At 71.1% G+C, this 17,459-nt stretch carries 14 protein-coding genes and 1 riboswitch; all 14 genes read right to left on the bottom strand.

The window, feature by feature from the left end; all coding sequences use genetic code 11:
• Positions 1–69 precede the first annotated feature (69 nt).
• The 14 genes from ACWPQI_RS24070 to ACWPQI_RS24005 all read right to left on the bottom strand — a co-directional run bounded on the left by ACWPQI_RS24070 (position 70) and on the right by ACWPQI_RS24005 (position 17,155).
• Positions 70–1,443: a styrene monooxygenase/indole monooxygenase family protein gene (locus tag ACWPQI_RS24070; protein WP_304433788.1), complete on the bottom strand. Its 1,374-nt coding sequence runs from the start codon at positions 1,441–1,443 to the stop codon at positions 70–72.
• 29 nt (positions 1,444–1,472) lie between these two features.
• Entirely contained in the window at positions 1,473–2,885 is a 1,413-nt protein-coding gene (locus tag ACWPQI_RS24065; RefSeq protein ID WP_006943659.1) for an LLM class flavin-dependent oxidoreductase, read from the bottom strand.
• Positions 2,882–4,099, bottom strand: coding sequence for an acyl-CoA dehydrogenase family protein (locus tag ACWPQI_RS24060; protein ID WP_304433789.1), 1,218 nt, complete (start codon positions 4,097–4,099; stop codon positions 2,882–2,884). The genes ACWPQI_RS24065 and ACWPQI_RS24060 overlap by 4 nt, the downstream gene beginning before the upstream one ends.
• Positions 4,100–4,221: 122 nt before the next feature.
• Positions 4,222–5,436, bottom strand: coding sequence for an SfnB family sulfur acquisition oxidoreductase (locus ACWPQI_RS24055; RefSeq protein ID WP_010594215.1), 1,215 nt, complete (start codon positions 5,434–5,436; stop codon positions 4,222–4,224).
• 1 nt (position 5,437) lies between these two features.
• Positions 5,438–6,610: an LLM class flavin-dependent oxidoreductase gene (locus ACWPQI_RS24050; RefSeq protein WP_010594214.1), complete on the bottom strand. Its 1,173-nt coding sequence runs from the start codon at positions 6,608–6,610 to the stop codon at positions 5,438–5,440.
• A 171-nt stretch (positions 6,611–6,781) separates the two neighbouring features.
• On the bottom strand, positions 6,782–7,360 hold the full coding sequence (locus ACWPQI_RS24045; RefSeq protein ID WP_040272926.1) for a hypothetical protein: 579 nt from the start codon (positions 7,358–7,360) through the stop codon (positions 6,782–6,784).
• Positions 7,361–7,602: 242 nt separating this feature from the next.
• Positions 7,603–8,757 carry an LLM class flavin-dependent oxidoreductase gene (locus ACWPQI_RS24040; RefSeq protein WP_010594212.1) on the bottom strand — a complete coding sequence of 385 codons (1,155 nt, stop codon included), beginning with the start codon at positions 8,755–8,757 and terminating at the stop codon, positions 7,603–7,605.
• A complete protein-coding gene (locus ACWPQI_RS24035; RefSeq protein ID WP_040272923.1) occupies positions 8,754–9,530 on the bottom strand; it encodes a DUF1684 domain-containing protein in 777 nt (258 codons plus the stop codon). Before ACWPQI_RS24035 ends, ACWPQI_RS24040 begins: the two co-directional genes overlap by 4 nt.
• Entirely contained in the window at positions 9,527–10,897 is a 1,371-nt protein-coding gene (locus ACWPQI_RS24030) for an NtaA/DmoA family FMN-dependent monooxygenase (RefSeq protein ID WP_040272922.1), read from the bottom strand. Before ACWPQI_RS24030 ends, ACWPQI_RS24035 begins: the two co-directional genes overlap by 4 nt.
• Positions 10,898–10,911: 14 nt before the next feature.
• Positions 10,912–12,015: an LLM class flavin-dependent oxidoreductase gene (locus ACWPQI_RS24025; RefSeq protein WP_395704399.1), complete on the bottom strand. Its 1,104-nt coding sequence runs from the start codon at positions 12,013–12,015 to the stop codon at positions 10,912–10,914.
• Positions 12,005–13,606, bottom strand: a complete 1,602-nt coding sequence (locus ACWPQI_RS24020) for a dipeptide ABC transporter ATP-binding protein (protein ID WP_040272918.1) — start codon at positions 13,604–13,606, stop codon at positions 12,005–12,007. Before ACWPQI_RS24020 ends, ACWPQI_RS24025 begins: the two co-directional genes overlap by 11 nt.
• Positions 13,603–14,496 carry an ABC transporter permease gene (locus tag ACWPQI_RS24015; protein WP_474738537.1) on the bottom strand — a complete coding sequence of 298 codons (894 nt, stop codon included), beginning with the start codon at positions 14,494–14,496 and terminating at the stop codon, positions 13,603–13,605. The genes ACWPQI_RS24020 and ACWPQI_RS24015 overlap by 4 nt, the downstream gene beginning before the upstream one ends.
• On the bottom strand, positions 14,489–15,520 hold the full coding sequence (locus tag ACWPQI_RS24010; protein ID WP_010594206.1) for an ABC transporter permease: 1,032 nt from the start codon (positions 15,518–15,520) through the stop codon (positions 14,489–14,491). Before ACWPQI_RS24010 ends, ACWPQI_RS24015 begins: the two co-directional genes overlap by 8 nt.
• A gap of 3 nt (positions 15,521–15,523) precedes the next feature.
• Positions 15,524–17,155: an ABC transporter substrate-binding protein gene (locus ACWPQI_RS24005; RefSeq protein WP_010594205.1), complete on the bottom strand. Its 1,632-nt coding sequence runs from the start codon at positions 17,153–17,155 to the stop codon at positions 15,524–15,526.
• 204 nt (positions 17,156–17,359) lie between these two features.
• Positions 17,360–17,451, bottom strand: a riboswitch (SAM riboswitch).
• Positions 17,452–17,459: the final 8 nt, after the last annotated feature.

Genomic DNA, 17,459 nt, shown 5'->3' with positions numbered 1-17,459 from the left:
ACCCAATCGTTGGAATCAACCCGATCCCAACCGTCGCGAGCGGTCGCGACGGTCGGGACCGGGTCGTCGTCAGGCGGGCTGGACCGCGGCGCCGGCGAGCGGCGACGCGCTGAAGCCGCCGCTCGGCTGGAACCGCGCCAGCACGTCCTCGGCCGGCTCGCCGGCATGCGCGGTGATGAATGCCAGCACGTCGTCGCGGGTGTCGATGCCGAGCAGCGTGCCGGGTTCGGACAGGAACCCGAACAGCGCGGCGGCCACCGGCTCACTCACGGTCGCCGCGGGAAAGAGCAACTCCGCGTGCACGGCGTACTTCGGATCGCCGAGGAACAACCGGGTCACCTCCGCGGCGGCGTGACCGCGGGTGTCCCAGTGCTTTTCGAACTGATCCGTGAGCCAGTCGGCGGTGAACTCGCCCTCGTGGCCGCGTGCCGCCTCGATCAGCGCCGCCACCTGCACCACGGTGTTCTGTGCGCCCTGGCCGGCGATGGGGTCGAACGCGATGGCGGTGTCGCCGATCGCGGCGACGACGTGGCCCCCGGCCGTGCGGCCCACCGCCCGCCGCACCGTCGGGGTGACGGCCCCGCGCAGCCACGAGTGCGGATCGGCCTCGATGACCTCGAGCTTCTCCACCTCGGGGGCGTCCTGCGGGAAGTAGTCGCGGTACAGCTCGACGACGGTGCGACGCGCGCTGTGGACGTCGGTGACCGCCTCGAACCGCTCGACCCACGGGCTGCCCGGCTTGGCGAAGCCGAGGAAGCTCCACGTCGGACCCGCGTCCTTGTGCAGGTACGGGCCGAGCCAGGCCTCGCCGTACTCGGTGTGCAGGTTGAACAGGTTGTGGGCGCCCCCCGCCTCGGAGCGGTAACCCCACGTGTCCGGGCCGTGCCCGAGTCCCCGGAGCGTCACCAGCAGCAGGGTGCGCTGGGGCTCGCGGTAGACGGTGCGCTCGGCGTCGACGGGAAACAGCGACGACAGGCCGCCCTTGCCGGTCGCGACGAGCGTCAGGTCGTGCTCGGCGGCGATCGCATCGAGACTCTCCGGCGTCACCGCGCGCACCTCGAACCGGCCACCCCGGTCGAGGAAACGGCCCAGCCGGTCGTCCGCCCGAAGCCGGACGTCGACGCCCTGCGCGACGTACCGGAAATCCGGGTCGAACTCGAGGACCTCGGCGCGGGTGTCGCCGTCGCCCGAGTACAGGCGCGTGCTCATGCCGGTCGAATGGGGTCCGTCGGCGTACAGATCCTCGATGATCCGGGCGTCGGACTCGCGGGACTTGCCGAAGTAGACGGCCGTTCCGGTCGCCGGCACGTCGTTGCGCAGCGACTCGCGATCCCGATCGCTGAGGACGGTGACGTCGAATCCGGCATCGAGGAAGCCGAGCGCGGCCGTGGTCCCGGCCAGTCCGGCGCCGACGACGGCGACGGAACGTCGAGTGGTGGTCATGGAATCTCCTCGTGGTGGGCGGTGATGGATCAGCCGACGTAGGCGCGGTGGCGGTCGGTCACGGTCGAGAGGGGCGCGCCGAGCCGGTAGCGGGCGCCCCGATGCTCGTCGGGGAGGCGGTCGCCCTTGCCGAAGAGCTTGTGGCGCAGCGTTCCCTCGGTGTAGGTCGTCGGGTAGGCACCGCGCTCCTGGAGGACGGGGACGACGTGGGTGATCACGTCCTCGAACGAGCCGGGCGTGACGGCATAGGCGAGGTTGAACCCGTCGACGTCGGTTTCGGCCACCCACTCCTGCAACCGGGTGGCGACGGACTCGCCGGAGCCGACGAAGCGGGGGCCCAGTCCGCCGATGCTCGCCCACTCGGCGATGTCGCGGACGCGCCATTCGCGGCCGTCGTCGTCGGCCTCCTGGAACGCCGCGACCGCGGAGCGGATGGCGTTGCTCTCGACGTTGCCGATCGGCTCGTCGAGGTCGTAGCGGGACAGGTCGATACCCATCCAGCCGGAGGTGAACACCAGCGCGCCCTCGAGGCTGGCGTACCGCTTGTACTCCTCGTGTTTGGCCGCGGCCGCCTCGTCGGTGGCGTCCGTGACGATCGTGGCGAGGGCGTAGATCCGCGCGGAGTACGGATCGCGGCCGGCGTCGACGAGCGCGGCCCGGATGCGGGCCACGGTGTCGCGCAGGACCCGCTTGGACGGCGGCCCGACGAAGATCGCCTCCGCGTTCTCCGCCGCGAAGCGCACGCCGCGCGGCGACGCCCCGGCCTGATAGATCACCGGGGACCGCTGCGGTGACGGTTCGGACAGGTGAATGCCGGGCACCGTGAAATGCGCACCGCGATGCCCGATGTGGTGCACCTTCTCCGGGTCGATGTAGAGGCCGCGCTCGGCGTCCCGGACGACGGCGTCGTCCTCCCAGGAGCCCTCCCACAGCTTGTAGAGCACCTCGAGGTACTCGTCGGCGTGGTCGTAGCGGGTGTCGTGATCGAGCTGGTCGGCCTCGCCGAAGTTGCGGGCCGCGGACGGCAGGTATCCGGTGACGACGTTCCATCCGATGCGGCCGCGGGTGAGGTGGTCGAGGGTCGAGAGCCGCCGCGCGAACGGGTAAGGATGCTCGAATCCTGTTCCGGTGGTGATGCCGAAGCCGAGATGCTCGGTCGCCGCGGCCATCGCGGAGACGAGCAGGAGCGGATCGGCCACCGGGACCTGCGCCCCCTGCCGCAGCGCCGCCTCGTCGGTGCCGCCGTAGACGTCGTACGTGCCGAGCACGTCGGCGATGAACAGGCCGTCGAACAGGCCGCGTTCGAGGAGCCGGGCAAGTTCGGTCCAGTACCCGAGGTCGGTGTAGCGATGCGACCGGTCCGCGGGGTGGCGCCACAGTCCGGGGGACTGGTGGGCCACGCAGTTCATGTCGAACGCGTTGAAGCGGATGTGCCGGGTCACGCGATGACTCCGGGGCGACGGCCCGCGCTCCACGCGTAGGGGAGCGGATCTCCGTTGAGCACATGGGCGCCGACGGCCTGCTGCTTGTAGATCAGCGGGTTGTGCGCCGCGACGGTCCGTGCGTTGCGCCAGTGCCGGTCCAGCGCCGCCTCCGACGAGGTGATGGATGCGCCGCCGACCTCGAACAGCTGCGCCGTCGCGTCGAGGACGAGCCCGATCACCACCGACTGGGCGCGGGCGGCGGAAGCCTCGGCGCGGTCGAGCAGTTCGGGGTCGTCGGCGCCCGCGTCGAGAAGGACGTCGAGGTCGTCGGCGACGGCGAGCACGGCGGCGCGGGCACCGAAGGCCGCGGCCGACAGCTTCCCGATCACCTGCTGGACCAGCGGGTCGTGCCGTGGCAGGTCGGCCATGGCGTGGGTGAACGTGCGGGTGCGCGCCCGAACCCAGTCGACGGCGTCGGCCTCGGCGCGCCGGGCGATGCCGGCGAGCACCGCGAGCTGCACCAGCTGCAGGTAGGCGGTCGCGTAGGTGCGGCCCGGGGCGCCGTAGCCGGGCCCGAGGATGCGGTCCTCCGGCACCACGACTCCCGTGAAGGTGGTGGTACCGCTCGCGGTGAGCCGCTGGCCGAAACCGTCCCAGTCGTCGGTCTGCTCGACGCCCTCCTGCCGCGCGTCCACCAGTACCGAGACCCGCTCGCCGTCGCGGTCCGCGGCGACGAGGATGTGGTCGGCGTACAGGCTTCCGGTGCTGTAGTACTTGATTCCGTCGAGGGCCCAGTCGCCGCCCTTGCGGGTGAGGGTCGTGCGGTAGCGGTCGGCGGCACCGACCCCCGGTTCGGTGATGGCGTTGCCGACGAGCGTGCCGTCCGCGGTGGCCGCGAGCCAGTGCCGGGCGCGTTCGTCACCCGCGAGCCGCTGGTCCTCGACGAAGCTCCAGTGCACGCGCAGCGCCTGTGGCAGGTTCGACTCGGCGGCAGCGAGGTCGATCAGCAGGTCGAACAGCTGACGGACCGTGGCACCGAAGCCGCCGAACTCGACCGGTACCCGCAGGGCGCCGAAACGGGCCTCCCGCAGCCACTGCACCTCGTGGAACGGCAGCCGGCGCTCGTGCTCGCGCTGGACGGCTCCCTCGGCGATCCGGTCGAAGGTCGGCCGGAAGCGCTCCCGGAGTTCGTCGTCGGTCACGGCCGGCGTCTGGATCGTTGAACTGCTCACCTGTCATGCTCCTCGGTGTGGCGTCGATGTCGACACAACGATGGACAATCGGGCCCGCGATGGCACCGGTTGCGATCGGCCAGAGTTCAATACTGGCGCCGGGGAACGGGCGTGCGGTCGTCTCAGATCACCCCGTGCCGCGGTGGAGATGTCCCGTCCAGCGTCCAACGGCCGATGTGCTGCAGCTTCCAGCGCGTCGCGTCGTGCAGGGTGTGGGTGCGTGCGTCGCGCCAGTAGCGGGACAGGTTGGCCGCGCCGGATGCGCTTCGGGTGCCGCCCAGTTCGAACACCGCGTTCGCGGCGTCGAGCGCGGCGCGGGTCGCCGCGACCTTCGCGGTGGCGACGTCGATCGATGCCGCCGCGGCGGTGTCGGCGTCGAGGTCGGCGCGCGCGGAGTCCACCGCGCGGGCCGCGACGGTCAGCAGGGCCTGGGCCGCCCGCACCGTGACCGTCACCTCGCCGGCGAGGTGAGCCAGTAGCGGATCGTCCACCGCGCGGTCGACTCCCGCCTCGAAGTGGGGACGGGCGCGGCCGGCCTGCACGACCGCCTCGCGCAGGGCGCCGGTCGCAATCCCCACGTCGATCGCGGCGTGCAGGATCTGTGCCTGTGCCCCGTAGGTGGTGGGCCCGTCGAACAACCCCGAGTACGGGACGATCGACGAGGCGGGCACCGTCACGCCGTCGAGGGTGACGGTGCCACTGGCGGTGGTGCGCTGCCCCATGCCGTCCCAGTCGTCGACGACGGTGAGCCCGGCGGCGTCGCGGGGCACGAACGCCACGGCCTTCGGAGTGCCGCGGCCCGGGGTGCCGCCGTCGCCGACCACACTGGCGCGCACGGCGATCCAGTCCGCGAACAGGGCGCCCGTGCTGTAGAACTTGCGGCCCGAGAGCGTGAAACCCGCACCGGACGGGACGAGCACCGTGGTGTCCACGTCGACGGGATGGGGGCCCCGTTCGCTCTGCGCGTTCGCGAACAGGGCTCCGGACCGCACCTCACCGTAGAAGAACTCCTGCTGATCCGGGGTTCCCTGCGACCGGAGCAGTTCGAGGAAGGTGAAATGGGACTGGGGGATCTGCGCGATACTCGGATCTGCCTCGGCGAGGAGCCGGAAGATCTCCACGAGCGTCTCGGTGGGCACGTCGAGCCCGCCGTACGCGCGGGGCACCGTCACCGCGCCGAGGCCCGATCCGGCGAACTCGCGGATCTGGGTGTGCGGCAGTTCGCGGTTCGCGTCGCGGAGCGTGGCGTTCTCGGCGAATCGCCGGCCCAGCACCGTGGCCGTCTCGAGCGCGTGGTCGCCGTCGACGATCCCGGATGTGACCTCGGCAGTGCCCATCTCAGCGGACCCCGGCGGGAAGGAAGGGAACGCTTCCGGATACGGCGCCGCCGGCACCGCCGGTGAACAGTCCGCGTTCCCGCAGGACCGGTAGCACCCCCTCGCCGAACCAGTACAGCTCCTCGAGGTGCGGGTATCCCGAGAGGACGAACTCGTCGATGCCCAGCGCGGCGTATTCGGCGATCCGGTCGGCGACTTCGGTATGGCTGCCGACCAGCGCCGTCCCGGCCCCGCCGCGCACGAGACCCACCCCGGTCCACAGGTTCGGCGCCACCTCCAGGTTACGGGCGTCGCGCCAGTCTCCGCTGCGCCGGTTGTTCTCGTGCAGGGCGAGCATGCGGCGCTGTCCTTCGGACTCACTGCGTGCGAGACCCGCCTGTGCCGCGGTCACCGTGTCGGGGCCGAGTGCCGCGATCAGCCGGTCGGCCTGCGCCCACGCATCGGCGGCGGTGTCCCGGGTGATGACGTGCAGGCGGATGCCGAACCGGATGGTGCGTCCGCGCCGGGAGGCGAGTTCGCGGATCCATGCGATCTTTTCGGCGACGGCCGCCGGCGGCTCACCCCAGGTGAGGTAGACGTCGGCGTGCTCGGCGGCCACCGGGCCCGCCGCGGCGGACGATCCACCGAAGTACAACGGGGGGACAGGGCTCGGGAGCGTGGCCAGCGCGGCTTCCGAGATGTTCAGGTGCGTGCCGGAGTGGGTGACGGTCTCGCCGGCCCACAACCGTCGGACGATCGAGAGGAACTCGTCCGCTCGGGCGTACCGCTCGTCCTTGCCGAGGTGGTCGCCGTACGCGCGCTGCTCGTGGGCCTCGCCGCCCACCACCACGTTGAGCAGGATCCGCCCCGGGGCGTGCAGTGAGAACGTCGCCGCCATCTGCGCGGCGAGGGTGGGGCTGATCAGTCCCGGGCGGAACGCCACGAGGAAGGCGAGTCGCTCGGATTCGCGCGCCACCATTGCCGTGGTGAGGAAGGCGTCCTCGCACCATGCGCCGGTAGGGGTGAGTGCGCCGGCGAATCCGAACTCCTCGGCGGCGCGGGCGATCGACGCCAGGTACCCGACGGTGGCGCGCCGATCACCGCGGGCCGCCCCGGCGGGCGTTCCGTGGCCGCCGCCGACGATCAGGCGGCTGTCGCCGTAGGTGGGAAGAAACCAATGGAATGCGAGGGACATTGTTGCGAGGTTAAGGGCGGGGCGGAGCGCGGGCCACGGTTGAAATCGGTCCGATTCCAATTCTGGTCCGCGCCGGACGGCGCCCGGCGCCCCTGCCGAGCGGGACGCGTGGACCGGACGACGAAAGGCGGGGCGAGAGAAGAAACTCTCGCCCCGCGTCTCGAACGACGGTCAGGAGGCCAGGATGAGCCCGCGGTCCCCGGTGCCGAAGCGGCGCAGGACCTCCACCACAGCGGGCGACGGCGTTGCCAGCCCCCGTGATTCGAGCCACGGCAGGGTGCCGTCGACGATGTGCTCGATCGTGAACTCGGCACCGAGTGGGAGGAGCGTCACGCCGTCGGCCACGCGGGTGGTGTGGATGTCGGCGATCAGTCCGGCGAGGCCGTGCGGGGTGCCGATGTAGGACAGGGTGTCTGCGCGACGACGGCCGTCGAGCAGCGCATACTGCTTGCGGGCGCCGCGGGCCTCCTCGGCGACGAGCACCTCGAGATCGACCAGGACGCTGATGCTGTCGGGATCGCGACCGTCGGCGCGGGCTTCGGAGCGTGCCCGTTCGCGGAGCTTCGCGCTCTCCCTCAGGTCGGCGGCGCGGATCCGGACCACGTTCGACGGCGAGGCGCTCAGGTCGAGCGCCGGTTCGTCGGCGCGTCCGGTGGTCAGATCGGCCCAGTAGTGCGGTCCCTCGGGTCCGGCAAGCTCGACGGCGATACGCAGGGGGCGATGAATGGTCCGGATAGCGTTGTGCGACAAGGGTTTTCTCCTGGAGAATGCGCCGCTCCGGTGGTACTCCGGCGCGACGTGGCGGAAGGGGCTGTGAGCGGTCAGCCCGTACAGATGCCCGAGGAGGTCCGGCCCAGATCGACGTGACGACGGCACCAGCGGGCGACGACGGTCGCTGCGGTCTCGGGTGCCATGGGCGATATCCTACACAATTGGTCGGGAATGCTCGATTCGGTGGTGAACCCGCCGTCCGGGCGGGTTCACCACCGGGGTCATGCGGCGCGGAGCGCGGCGAGCCCCCACTCGCGCGCCAGCAATTCGTACGAACGCAGCCGGTCCTCGTGCCGGTGCGTCACCGACGTGACCACGAGCTCGTCCGCCCCGGTAACGCGCTGCAGCGACTCGAGCCGCTCCGCCACGGTGGCGGGAGCGCCGACGAACTGGGTGATCAGCCGGTCGTCGACGAGGCTGCGCTCCTCGTCGCTCAGCGGTGCCGACGTGGCCGGGTCCGGGTACGGGACGGCCCCGTGGCCGGACCGGATGCTGTGCGTCCAGTGCCCGTACGTGGCCGCCAGGTCACGCGCGGTGGCGTCGTCGTCGGCGACGACCGCGTCGGCGGACACCACCACGTACGGTCGGTCGAGGAAGCGGGACGGGCGGAACGCCGCGCGGTACGCCTCGACCGCCTCGACGGTGGTGCCGGGACTGACGTGGTAGTTCGCACCGAACGGCAGACCCAGCCGTCCGGCCAGCGACGCCGACGGCCCCGCACTGGTCCCGAAGACCCACAGCTCGACGTCCGCGCCCTCGCCGGGGCTGGCGTGCAGCTCGATCCCGTCCTCGGTGCGATAGGTCCCGTCCAGCAGAGCGAGGATGTCGTCCACCTGCCCGTCGAAGTCCGGGGCCTGCGCCCCCGGCTGCTGCAACGCGGCGAACCCGGCGACCAGGCGCGGCGAGGACAGCAACGGCCCGGGCTGGTACGGCGGCGGAATGACCAGGCCGTCGCGCACCTCGGTGGCGCGGTGCGATTCCTCTTCGGCGGCCCCGGACCGGGCGGCCGCGAGCGCCTCCGCCCGGCGTTGTCCCGACCGGCCGAGTCCCAGGTCGATCCTGCCCGGATGCAGCGCGTCCAGCGTGCCGAACGCCTCGACCACACCGGCCGCGGTGTTGTGACCGAGCTGAACCGCGGCGGCGCCGACGCGGATGGTGCTGGTGGCGGCGGCGATTGCGCCGATCAGCACGGCCGGCGACGACGACGCGACGGCGACGAAGTGGTGCTCGGCCACCCAATACCGGCGGTACCCCCACCCTTCCGTCCTCCGGGCCAGGTCGACGGTGTTGTGCAACGCCTGCGCCGTGGTGGATCCCTCGCTGACGGGGGAGAGGTCGAGGACCGAGAGCGGCACCGGATTCGATGCGGTCGTCACCGGGCCTCCTCGTCGCGCGGAGTGCGTTCGCCGGCCTCGACGGCGAACGGCAGCCGGTTCTCCGCCGGGGCGATGGGGCACGTCGCCGCGTCGGTGAACGCGCACGGCAGGTTGGCTGCCCGGGTGAAGTTGAGCGTGACCGAGCCGTCGGCGGTCGGCGCGGCGACCTCGAGGATCCGCGCGGCCGGGTAGGTCGTCACGCCGCTGGTTCCGTCGGTGAACAGCACGCGCAGCGGACCCGAGCCGTCGCCGAAGGCGACGAGGCGGTGCTCGGCGCCGTCGTGGGTGAAGCGGATCAGCCCGGCCGCGCTGTGGTGGTGCTCGAGGCCGTCGACCACGGCGCCGGTGGTGACGGTCCGCACCTGATCGAAGGCCTCGAAGCGGCCCTGCAGCACCCACTCCGGCGCAGGCTCGTACGCGGGGATTCCGGTGAAGGCCGTCAGAGCCGGCGACTTCGGGTCGTGGATGCGGACGGCGAACCGGCCGGTGCGGCGGATGATCTCGGCGTAGCCGTCGCCGGCCGCGACCCGGACACCGGGTGCGCCCTCGATCGGCTTGTGCACCTCGGTTCCGCCGTCGGATTCGAGGAGCACGCGCTCGCCGTCCACCCGCCACAATCCGGGCACCTCGTCGAGGATCGTGGGCTCGGTGTCCAGCCAGTACAGCCCGGTCAGGCTGAGCCAGCCGTCCGGGCGGCGCAGCGCCTCCTCGCGGGCTGCGTGCCAGCTCCGCCAGTCCTCGGTGAACGTCTCTCGGTCGAGTGTGGTGGTCACGATGCCTGAACTCCTTCGTCGATCTCGTGCGGGTGGCGCAGGTCGAGGTGACTGCGCAGGGTGGTGCCCTCGTATTCGGTGCGGAAACTGCCGCGTTCCTGCAGCAGCGGCACGACCTTGTCGACGAATTCGTCGAGGCCGCCGGGGGTGAGGTGCGGAACCAGGATGAAGCCGTCGCTCGCGTCGGTCTGCACATAGCGGTCGATCTCGGCGGCGACGTGATCGGGGGTGCCGACGAACTGCTGCCGCGCGGTGACCTCGATGATCAGTTCGCGGATGCTGAGCTTCTCGGCCTCGGCCTTCTCCCGCCAGGCCAGCGCGACGGCGCGCGGATCCTTGGCGTGGCGGACGCGGCCGCGCGTGATGTTCAGGTTGTCCTCCGGTTCGACGTCCGGCAGCGGCCCTTCGGGGTCGTACCCGGACAGGTCGCGGCCCCACACCTGCTCGAGGAACGCGATCGCGGTCTGCGGGCTCACCTGCTGCAGCCGGATGTGGCGGGCTCGCTCGGCCGCGTCCTCCGCGGAGTCGCCGAGGACGAACGTCGCGGCCGGAAGGATCTTCAGGTCGGCGTGGCTGCGCCCGTACTTCGCGAGGCGGCCCTTGACGTCGGCGTAGAAGGCGTGGCCCTCCTCGAGGGTGCCGTGGCCGGTGAAGATGGCGTCGGCCTTGGCGGCGCCGAATTCGCGGCCCTCGTCCGAGTCGCCGGCCTGCAGGAGCACCGGGTGTCCCTGCGGGCTGCGTGGCACCTCGAACCGCCCGGAGATGTCGAACTGCGTGGTGTGGATGTCGAACGGAGCGATGTCGGAATCCGCCGCGAAGATGCCGTTTTCGCGGTCGACGACCGGTGCTCCGGGGCGCCAGCCGTCCCACAGCCGCCGGGTGACGTCGACGATCTCGTGGGCGCGGACGTAGCGCTGCGAGTGGTCGAGATAGCCGCCACGCCGGAAGTTCTCGCCGGTGAAGGCGTCGGAGGAGGTGACGAGGTTCCACGCGGCGCGGCCGTCGGACAGATGGTCGAGGGTGGCGAACTGCTTGGCCAGTTCGTACGGCTCGTTGAAGGTGGTGTTGATCGTGCCCGCGAGCCCGAGGTGGGTCGTCGCACCGGCGAGGGCCTCGAGAACCGTAAGGGTGTCGGGCCGGCCGACGACGTCGAGATCGTGGATGCGGCCGCGGTGTTCGCGCAGCCGCAGTCCCTCGGCCAGGAAGAAGAAGTCGAACAGTCCGCGTTCTGCGGTCCGGGCCAGGTGCAGGAAGGACTCGAAGTCGATCTGGCTCTTCGATTCGGGATCCGCCCACACGGTCGTGTTGTTGACGCCCGGGAAGTGCGCGGCCAGATGGATCTGCTTTCGAACGGTGTTCTGCGGCATGGTTGTCGGCCTCCTCAGGCGGTGGCGTAGCGGTTGACGGGGCGCGGCAGGCCGAGACGGTCCCGCAGGGTTCCAGTGGACGTCGGGTCCTGCCGCCGCAACACCGGCAGGACCCGTTCGGTGAGCGCCGCGACCGTGCCGGCGAGGGCCAGCGGACGTAGCACCACGCCGTCCAGGCCGTCCACGTCCCCGAGGAGTGCGAGCAGCCCTGCCGGGCCGCCGCGGTAGAACATCGACTCCGGCGTGTAGGCAGCGCCGGCCCAGTTCTCGAGCTGGGCCAGGTCCGCGGCGGCGGTGGCGTCGTCCGCGGCGAGCAGCACGTCGATGTCGAGCAGCACCGCCGGTCGCCGATCACCGGCCTGCGCGCGCAGGCGCTCGGCCAGGTTCGCGGCGGACCCGAGGTCGGCGGCCTCGATACGCACGAGATCGGCGCGTTCTGCGGCGAAGTCGAACGACTGCTCGTCCGCTGCCGCAACGGCGACGAGGGGCAGGCCCTGGGGTGACCGGGGCGTGATCGACGGACCTTTGACGGAGAAGTGCTCGCCGACGAAGTCGATGTAGTGCAGCTTGTCCCGGTCGACGAACCGGCCGGTGGCGACGTCGCGGATCTCGGCGTCGTCCTCCCAGCTGTCCCACAGGCGGGCCGCGACCTCGGCGGCCTCGGCGGCCTCGGTCCACAGTGAGCCGGTGCCCTGGGTGCCCTTGCGGCCGAACAGGGCGGCCCGGTCCTCACCCTCGGAGACGGCGACCTGCCACCCCGCACGGCCGGCCGTGGTGTGGTCGAGGGTTTGCACGGCCTTGGCCACGTGGAACGGTTCCGTGTGGGTCACCGTCGCGGTGGGGATCAGCCCGATCCGCGAGGTGACGGCGGACAGCCGGGCGGCGACGCCGACCGCTTCGAGCCGGCCGCGCACGGTGTCCGCACCGGAGTCGATACCGAACGAGTCGGGGAGGAAGGCCAGGTCGACGCCGGCACGATCCGCGCTGCCCACGATATCCGCCCAGTAGCGGGCGGTGAACACGTCCTCCGCGCGTGAATCCTTGCGACGCCACGAATGCGGATGCGAGCCGGTTCCGCGGAATTCGAGGGCGAGCAACAACTGTGAACTATCGGGCATGCCGAACCTTCCCTGGAATGGCATCGAGCAGCAGTTTCGTGTACTCGTGCTGTGGTCTGTCGAAAATCTCTGCGGTGGTCCCGGATTCGATGATTTCGCCGGACCGCATCACCGCGACGGTGTCGCTGATCTGCCGGACCACGGCAAGATCGTGGGAGATGAACAGGTAGCTCAGCCCCAGCTCGTCCTGCAGGCGGGCGAGCAGGTCGAGGATCTGCGCCTGGACCGACACGTCGAGCGCGGAGACGGGCTCGTCGAGCACGAGGAGTTCCGGGTGCAGCGCGAGCGCGCGGGCGATCGCCACGCGCTGTCGTTGTCCGCCGGACAGTTCCGCGGGTCTGCGCTCGAGGTGTGCCGTGCTCAGCGCCACCTGCCCGATCAGCTCCGCAACACGTTCGGCGCGCTCGCTTTTCGTGCCGATGCCGAAGGCTTCGAGCGGTTCGGCGACGACGTCGCGGATGCGGAGCTTGGGATTCAGGGCCGCATAGGGGTTCTGGTGGACGATCTGCACCCGGCGGCGGAGCTCGCGCAGGTCCCGGCCGCGCAGCGCGGTGATGTCCCGCCCGTCGAACCGGACCTGCCCGGACGTGGCGGATTCCAGTCGGATCGCGATGCGGGACACCGTGGACTTGCCGGAACCGGACTCGCCGACCAGGGACAGAGTGCGACCGCGCGGAACCGAGAAGGAGACGTCGCGCACCGCCTCGAGCGACGTGCGCCGGTCGATGCGGAAGGTCCTCGATACCCCGGACACGGTGAGCAGGGGTTCCGCGGGTCCGCGGCCGGGCCGGGCCGCGGTGCCGGCGAGGCTCGGTGCGGCGGCGACGAGCGCCCGGGTGTACTCGTGCCGGGGGTTCTCGAGGATCTGCCGGGCCGGCCCGGTCTCGACGATCCGGCCCTGGCTCATCACGACGATGCGGTCGGCGCGGTCGGCGGCGACGCCGAGGTCGTGGGTGATGAGCAGGACCGCGGTACCGGTCTCGGCGATGCGGCTGTCGAGGTGGTCGAGGATGCGCCGCTGCACGGTGACGTCGAGCGCGCTGGTCGGCTCGTCGGCGATGACGAGGTCCGGCCGGCATGCGAGCGCGATGCCTATGAGCACGCGCTGCCGCTGCCCGCCGGACAGGTCCTGCGGGTACTGCCTGGCACGGAGTTCGGGATCGTCGAGGCCGGCTTCCGCGAGGATGCGCCGCGCGTCGATCTTCGCGGTGCGCCGGTCGGCGCGACCGTGGATACGCAGGACCTCGGCGACCTGGTCACCGATGCGGACGACCGGGTTCAGGGACGTGGTGGGGTCCTGGGGCACGAGTCCGATGCGGGCACCGCGCACCTTCTCGAAGGCGCGTTCGGGCAGGGTGTCCAGTCGCTGCCCGTCGAACGTGACGGTGCCGCCGGTGATCCGGCCGCTGCCCGACAGCAGGCCCAGGATCGCGTGTGCGGTCGTCGACTTGCCGGAACCGGACTCGCCGACCACCGCGACGACCTCACCCCGGGAAAGCGTGAAGCCGACCCCGTCCACCGCGGTGACCGGGTCGCGACGGCTGCCGTACTCGACCCGCAGGTCGCGTACGTCCAGCAGGGGCGCGGTCATCGAGTGCTCCGTTCTTCGATGGCGTGACCGAGGCGATGCGCCGACAGGACGACCGCCACGATGACCAGGCCGGGCAGCGTCGTCATCCACCAGGCGGTGGCCAGGTAGTTCCTGCCCTCGGAGATCAACGATCCCCACTCCGGGGTGGGCGGCACCGCGCCGAAGCCGAGGAAGCTCAGCGACGACACAGCGAGCACGGCCATGCCGAACTCCACCGCCGCGAGCGCGACGACGGGGGCGTACGAGTTGCGCAGCACGTGCCGGCGCAGGACTCTGTGCCAGCGGGCACCGCATGCGAACGCCGCCTCGACGTACAGGGCGCGGCGCACGCGCAGGACCTCCGACCGCATCACGCGGGCGAAGTTCGCGACGAGCCCGACGCCGACCGCGATCGCCACGTTCATGGTGCCGAATCCGAGCGCGGTGACGAACGCCAGGGACAGCAACAGGGCGGGGATGGACAGCAGAACATCGACGGCCCGCATGAGTAGCCCGTCGACCGCTCCGCCGACCGCGCCGGAGAGCAACCCGACGAGCGAGCCGACGACGAGAGCGATTCCGACGGCGACGAGCGTCGCGGTCAGGGACAGGCCCGCACCGTGCACGACCCGGGTGTACACGTCGCGCCCGATGTTGTCGGTGCCGAACCAGTGCGCCGCGGACGGCCCCTGCAACTTGTCGGCCGGGACGCCCTGCAGCGGATCACCGGACGCGAAGACCGAGGGGAACAGGGCGAAGCCGACGGCGAGGAGCAGCACGGTCGTCGAGACCACGAGAACCCCGTAGCGGCGCAGGGCGCTCGTCGCTCCCCGGAGCCGGGACGGTCCGTGTGGCCCGGCCGCGGCCTGCGCGGATGCGGCGACCGGTTCCCGGATCAGGACGTCAGACATGAGCCTTCCTCTCCTCCTCCACCGCGAAGCCGGTGAGTTCGGTGGTCACCTCGGCGGGCGTCGGATGCGAGGGCGAACCGCCGCCGCGACGGCCGTCGGCGATGCGTGGATCGATGAGCGGATAGACCAGGTCCACCGCGAGGTTGACGAGCACGAAGATCACCGCACTGAAGACCACGATGCCCTGGACGACGGGAATATCCTGCGCCAGAACCGAAGTCTGGGTCAGACGACCGACACCGGCGCGGGAGAACACCGTCTCGACGACCACGGACCCCGCCAACAGGTTGCCGACTGTCACCCCGGCGATAGTGAATGCGGGGATGCTGGACAGCCGCAGTGTGTGCCGGGTCTGGATGCGCCACCGGGACGCGCCCTTGGCGCGAGCTGCTTCGACGAACGGTTGCCGCCATGTGGTCTGCAGGCTGGCGGCGAGGACCTGCGCGATCACCGCACCGGTGGGGAGCGCGAGGGTGATCGCGGGCAGCACCAGATGCTCGATGCCCTGGTCGCCGAATGCCGGAAGCAGCTTCATCCGGAACGAGAAGAGCTGGAGCAGAAGCAGTCCCACCCAGAAGGTCGGAACCGCGACACCGAGCGGCGGCAGCGAGAACAGCGTGCTGCGCAGCCACCGGGCGCGCGTGTACGTGGCGACGAACGCGATCGAGGTGCCGAGGAGCACGGCGAGCGCCAAGGCGACCGCGGCCAGGGCCAGGGTGCTGGGTACGGCGGCGGCGATCGCGTCGGTCACGGGTTGTCCCGTGACGATCGAGATGCCGAAGTCACCCCGGACGGCGTTGCTCAGCGCAGTAAGGTACTGCCCCGACAACGGACGGTCGAGCCCGTACCGCTCCTGCAGTTGCGCGACAGCGGCCGCATCCACCGGTGTGCCGCTGCCGGCGCCGTCGACCGCGATGCTCACCGGGTCGGACGGCAGCAGGTACAGCACGCCGAACGAGACGGTGAACGCCGCCCACAGCACCAACAGCGCCTGCACGAGCCGGGAACCGAGATACCGGGCCATGGTCTACTCGCTCAGCCAGGTGTCGAAGAACTGCAACCGGGCGGAGGCCTCGAACTTCAGGTCCTGCACCGCCCCCGCCGCACCGATGGCCTGGGACAGCTCCACGGTCGGCAGCCACAGGCCGTTGTCGAGGACGAGCTGCTGTGCCTGCTCGATCAGCTCGCCGCGTTCGGCCGGGTCGGTGGTGCGCAGCTGCGCGGACAGGACCTCGTCCAGCGCCGGGATCGGGCCGCGGTTGTTGAGGTTGCGCCCGTCGAGTCCGAACGTGGTGCGCAGGATGTCGCCGTCGGCGCGCGTGCTGTTGTAGTAGGTGGCGTCGAAGTCCTTCGTGCCCTGCCGGGCAGTGGCTTCCGGGGTGGAGACCAGGTCGAGCTGCAGGTCGATACCGACCTCGCGCAGCTGCTGCTGCACGAGCTCGAGGATCGCCTGGTTGCCGGCGAACACCGAACTGAACAGCACCGAGAAGGACAGGCGGTTGCCGTCCTTGACGCGGATGCCGTCCGGGCCGGGAACCCAGCCGGCGGCGTCGAGGATCGACTTCGACTTCGCCGGGTCGTAGGTGACGTCGTCGAGTGCGGCGTAGCCGGGGGTGCGGGAGGCGAGGGTACTGGTCGCGGGCCGGAAATCGGGGCCGAGGACGGTGTCGACGAGTTCCTGGCGGTCGAGGGCCGGCACGATCGCAGCGCGCACCGCCGGATCGGTCAGGACGCCACGGGTGACGTTCGGCTGGAAACCGAACGGGACACCCGGGTTCGGCGTGGTGAGGATCCGTCCGCCGCTGCCTTCGATCTGGGAAGCGTCCTGCGGCAGCGCATCGCTGATCGCGTCGAGCTGGCCGGATGCGAGGCTGCCGGTGCGTACACCGGACTCCGGGACGATCGTGAACTCGATGCGATCGAGGTAGGCCTCGCCGTCGTGCGCGAAAACGTCGGATCCCCACGAGTATCCAGTGCGCTTGACCAGCGTGGCGGACTTGTCCTGCTGGTAGTCCTCGTAGACGAAGGGACCGGTGCCGGACAGGTCGCCGGCGCAGCGTTCCTCCGCGGACTTCGCGACGTCCCTGTCGGACAGGAAGCCGAGTTGCAGCGTCGACGACGCCTGCAGGAACTGCGCGTTCGGTCCGGCGAAGGACACCTGGGCGGTGAGCGGATCGAGCACCGTGGTGCCGGTGTACCCCGACAGGTAGCTCGCCGCCAGCGCTGCCTTGGCGCCGGTGAGGGTCTGGACGATCGCGTCGAAGTTCTTCTTCACCGACTCCGCGGTGAACGGGGTGCCGTCACTGAATGTCACGCCGTCCTTCAGCCGGAACGTGAACGCCGAGGCGTCCCCGTTCACCTCCCAGCTTTCGGCGAGCCACGGCTTCAGTTCACCGGTCCCGGGGTCCTGATCGGTGAGCGAGTCGACGATCTGACGGGCGACGTAGATGGTCTGGTTGCTGCCGGCCTGCGCGGGATCGGCACACGTGGGGGCCTGGGACAGGCCGTAGCGCAGGGTGCCGCCGGGCTGCGGGGTGCCGCCACCGGAGGAGGTGCCCGCCGTGTCGGCGCCGCACGCGGCGAGCCCACCGGTGAGGATTGCGGCGGTGGCGCCCGCGACGGCGCGACGTCGGGCGGCAGAGGTGAACGGAACAGGCACCGGGGAACTCCATGATCTCGTGAGGCGCCGATGGCACCGCGCTTCGCGATGCCACCGGCCGGGCAGACGGTCGTAGTTCTTCGACTGGGTTGCGCCGCTCAGGCGCGACAGGATCGGGGGCGACAGATGCCCGAGCACTGACGGCACAGGTCGACGTGCAGGCGCGCCCACGCGCCCACGAACCCCTCGCCTGCCATGCCTTCTCCTCCATCGTTCCCGGCGGTAGCACCCTCACCTGCGGCAGGGGGTTGCTGCGACGTCGTCGAGCCGGGTCTCTCGGTCGCTCTGGATGGTTCCCGGTGAC

The organism is Rhodococcus sp. LMD (assembly GCF_056108245.1).
This window is presented reverse-complemented; position numbering and strand designations above follow the sequence as displayed.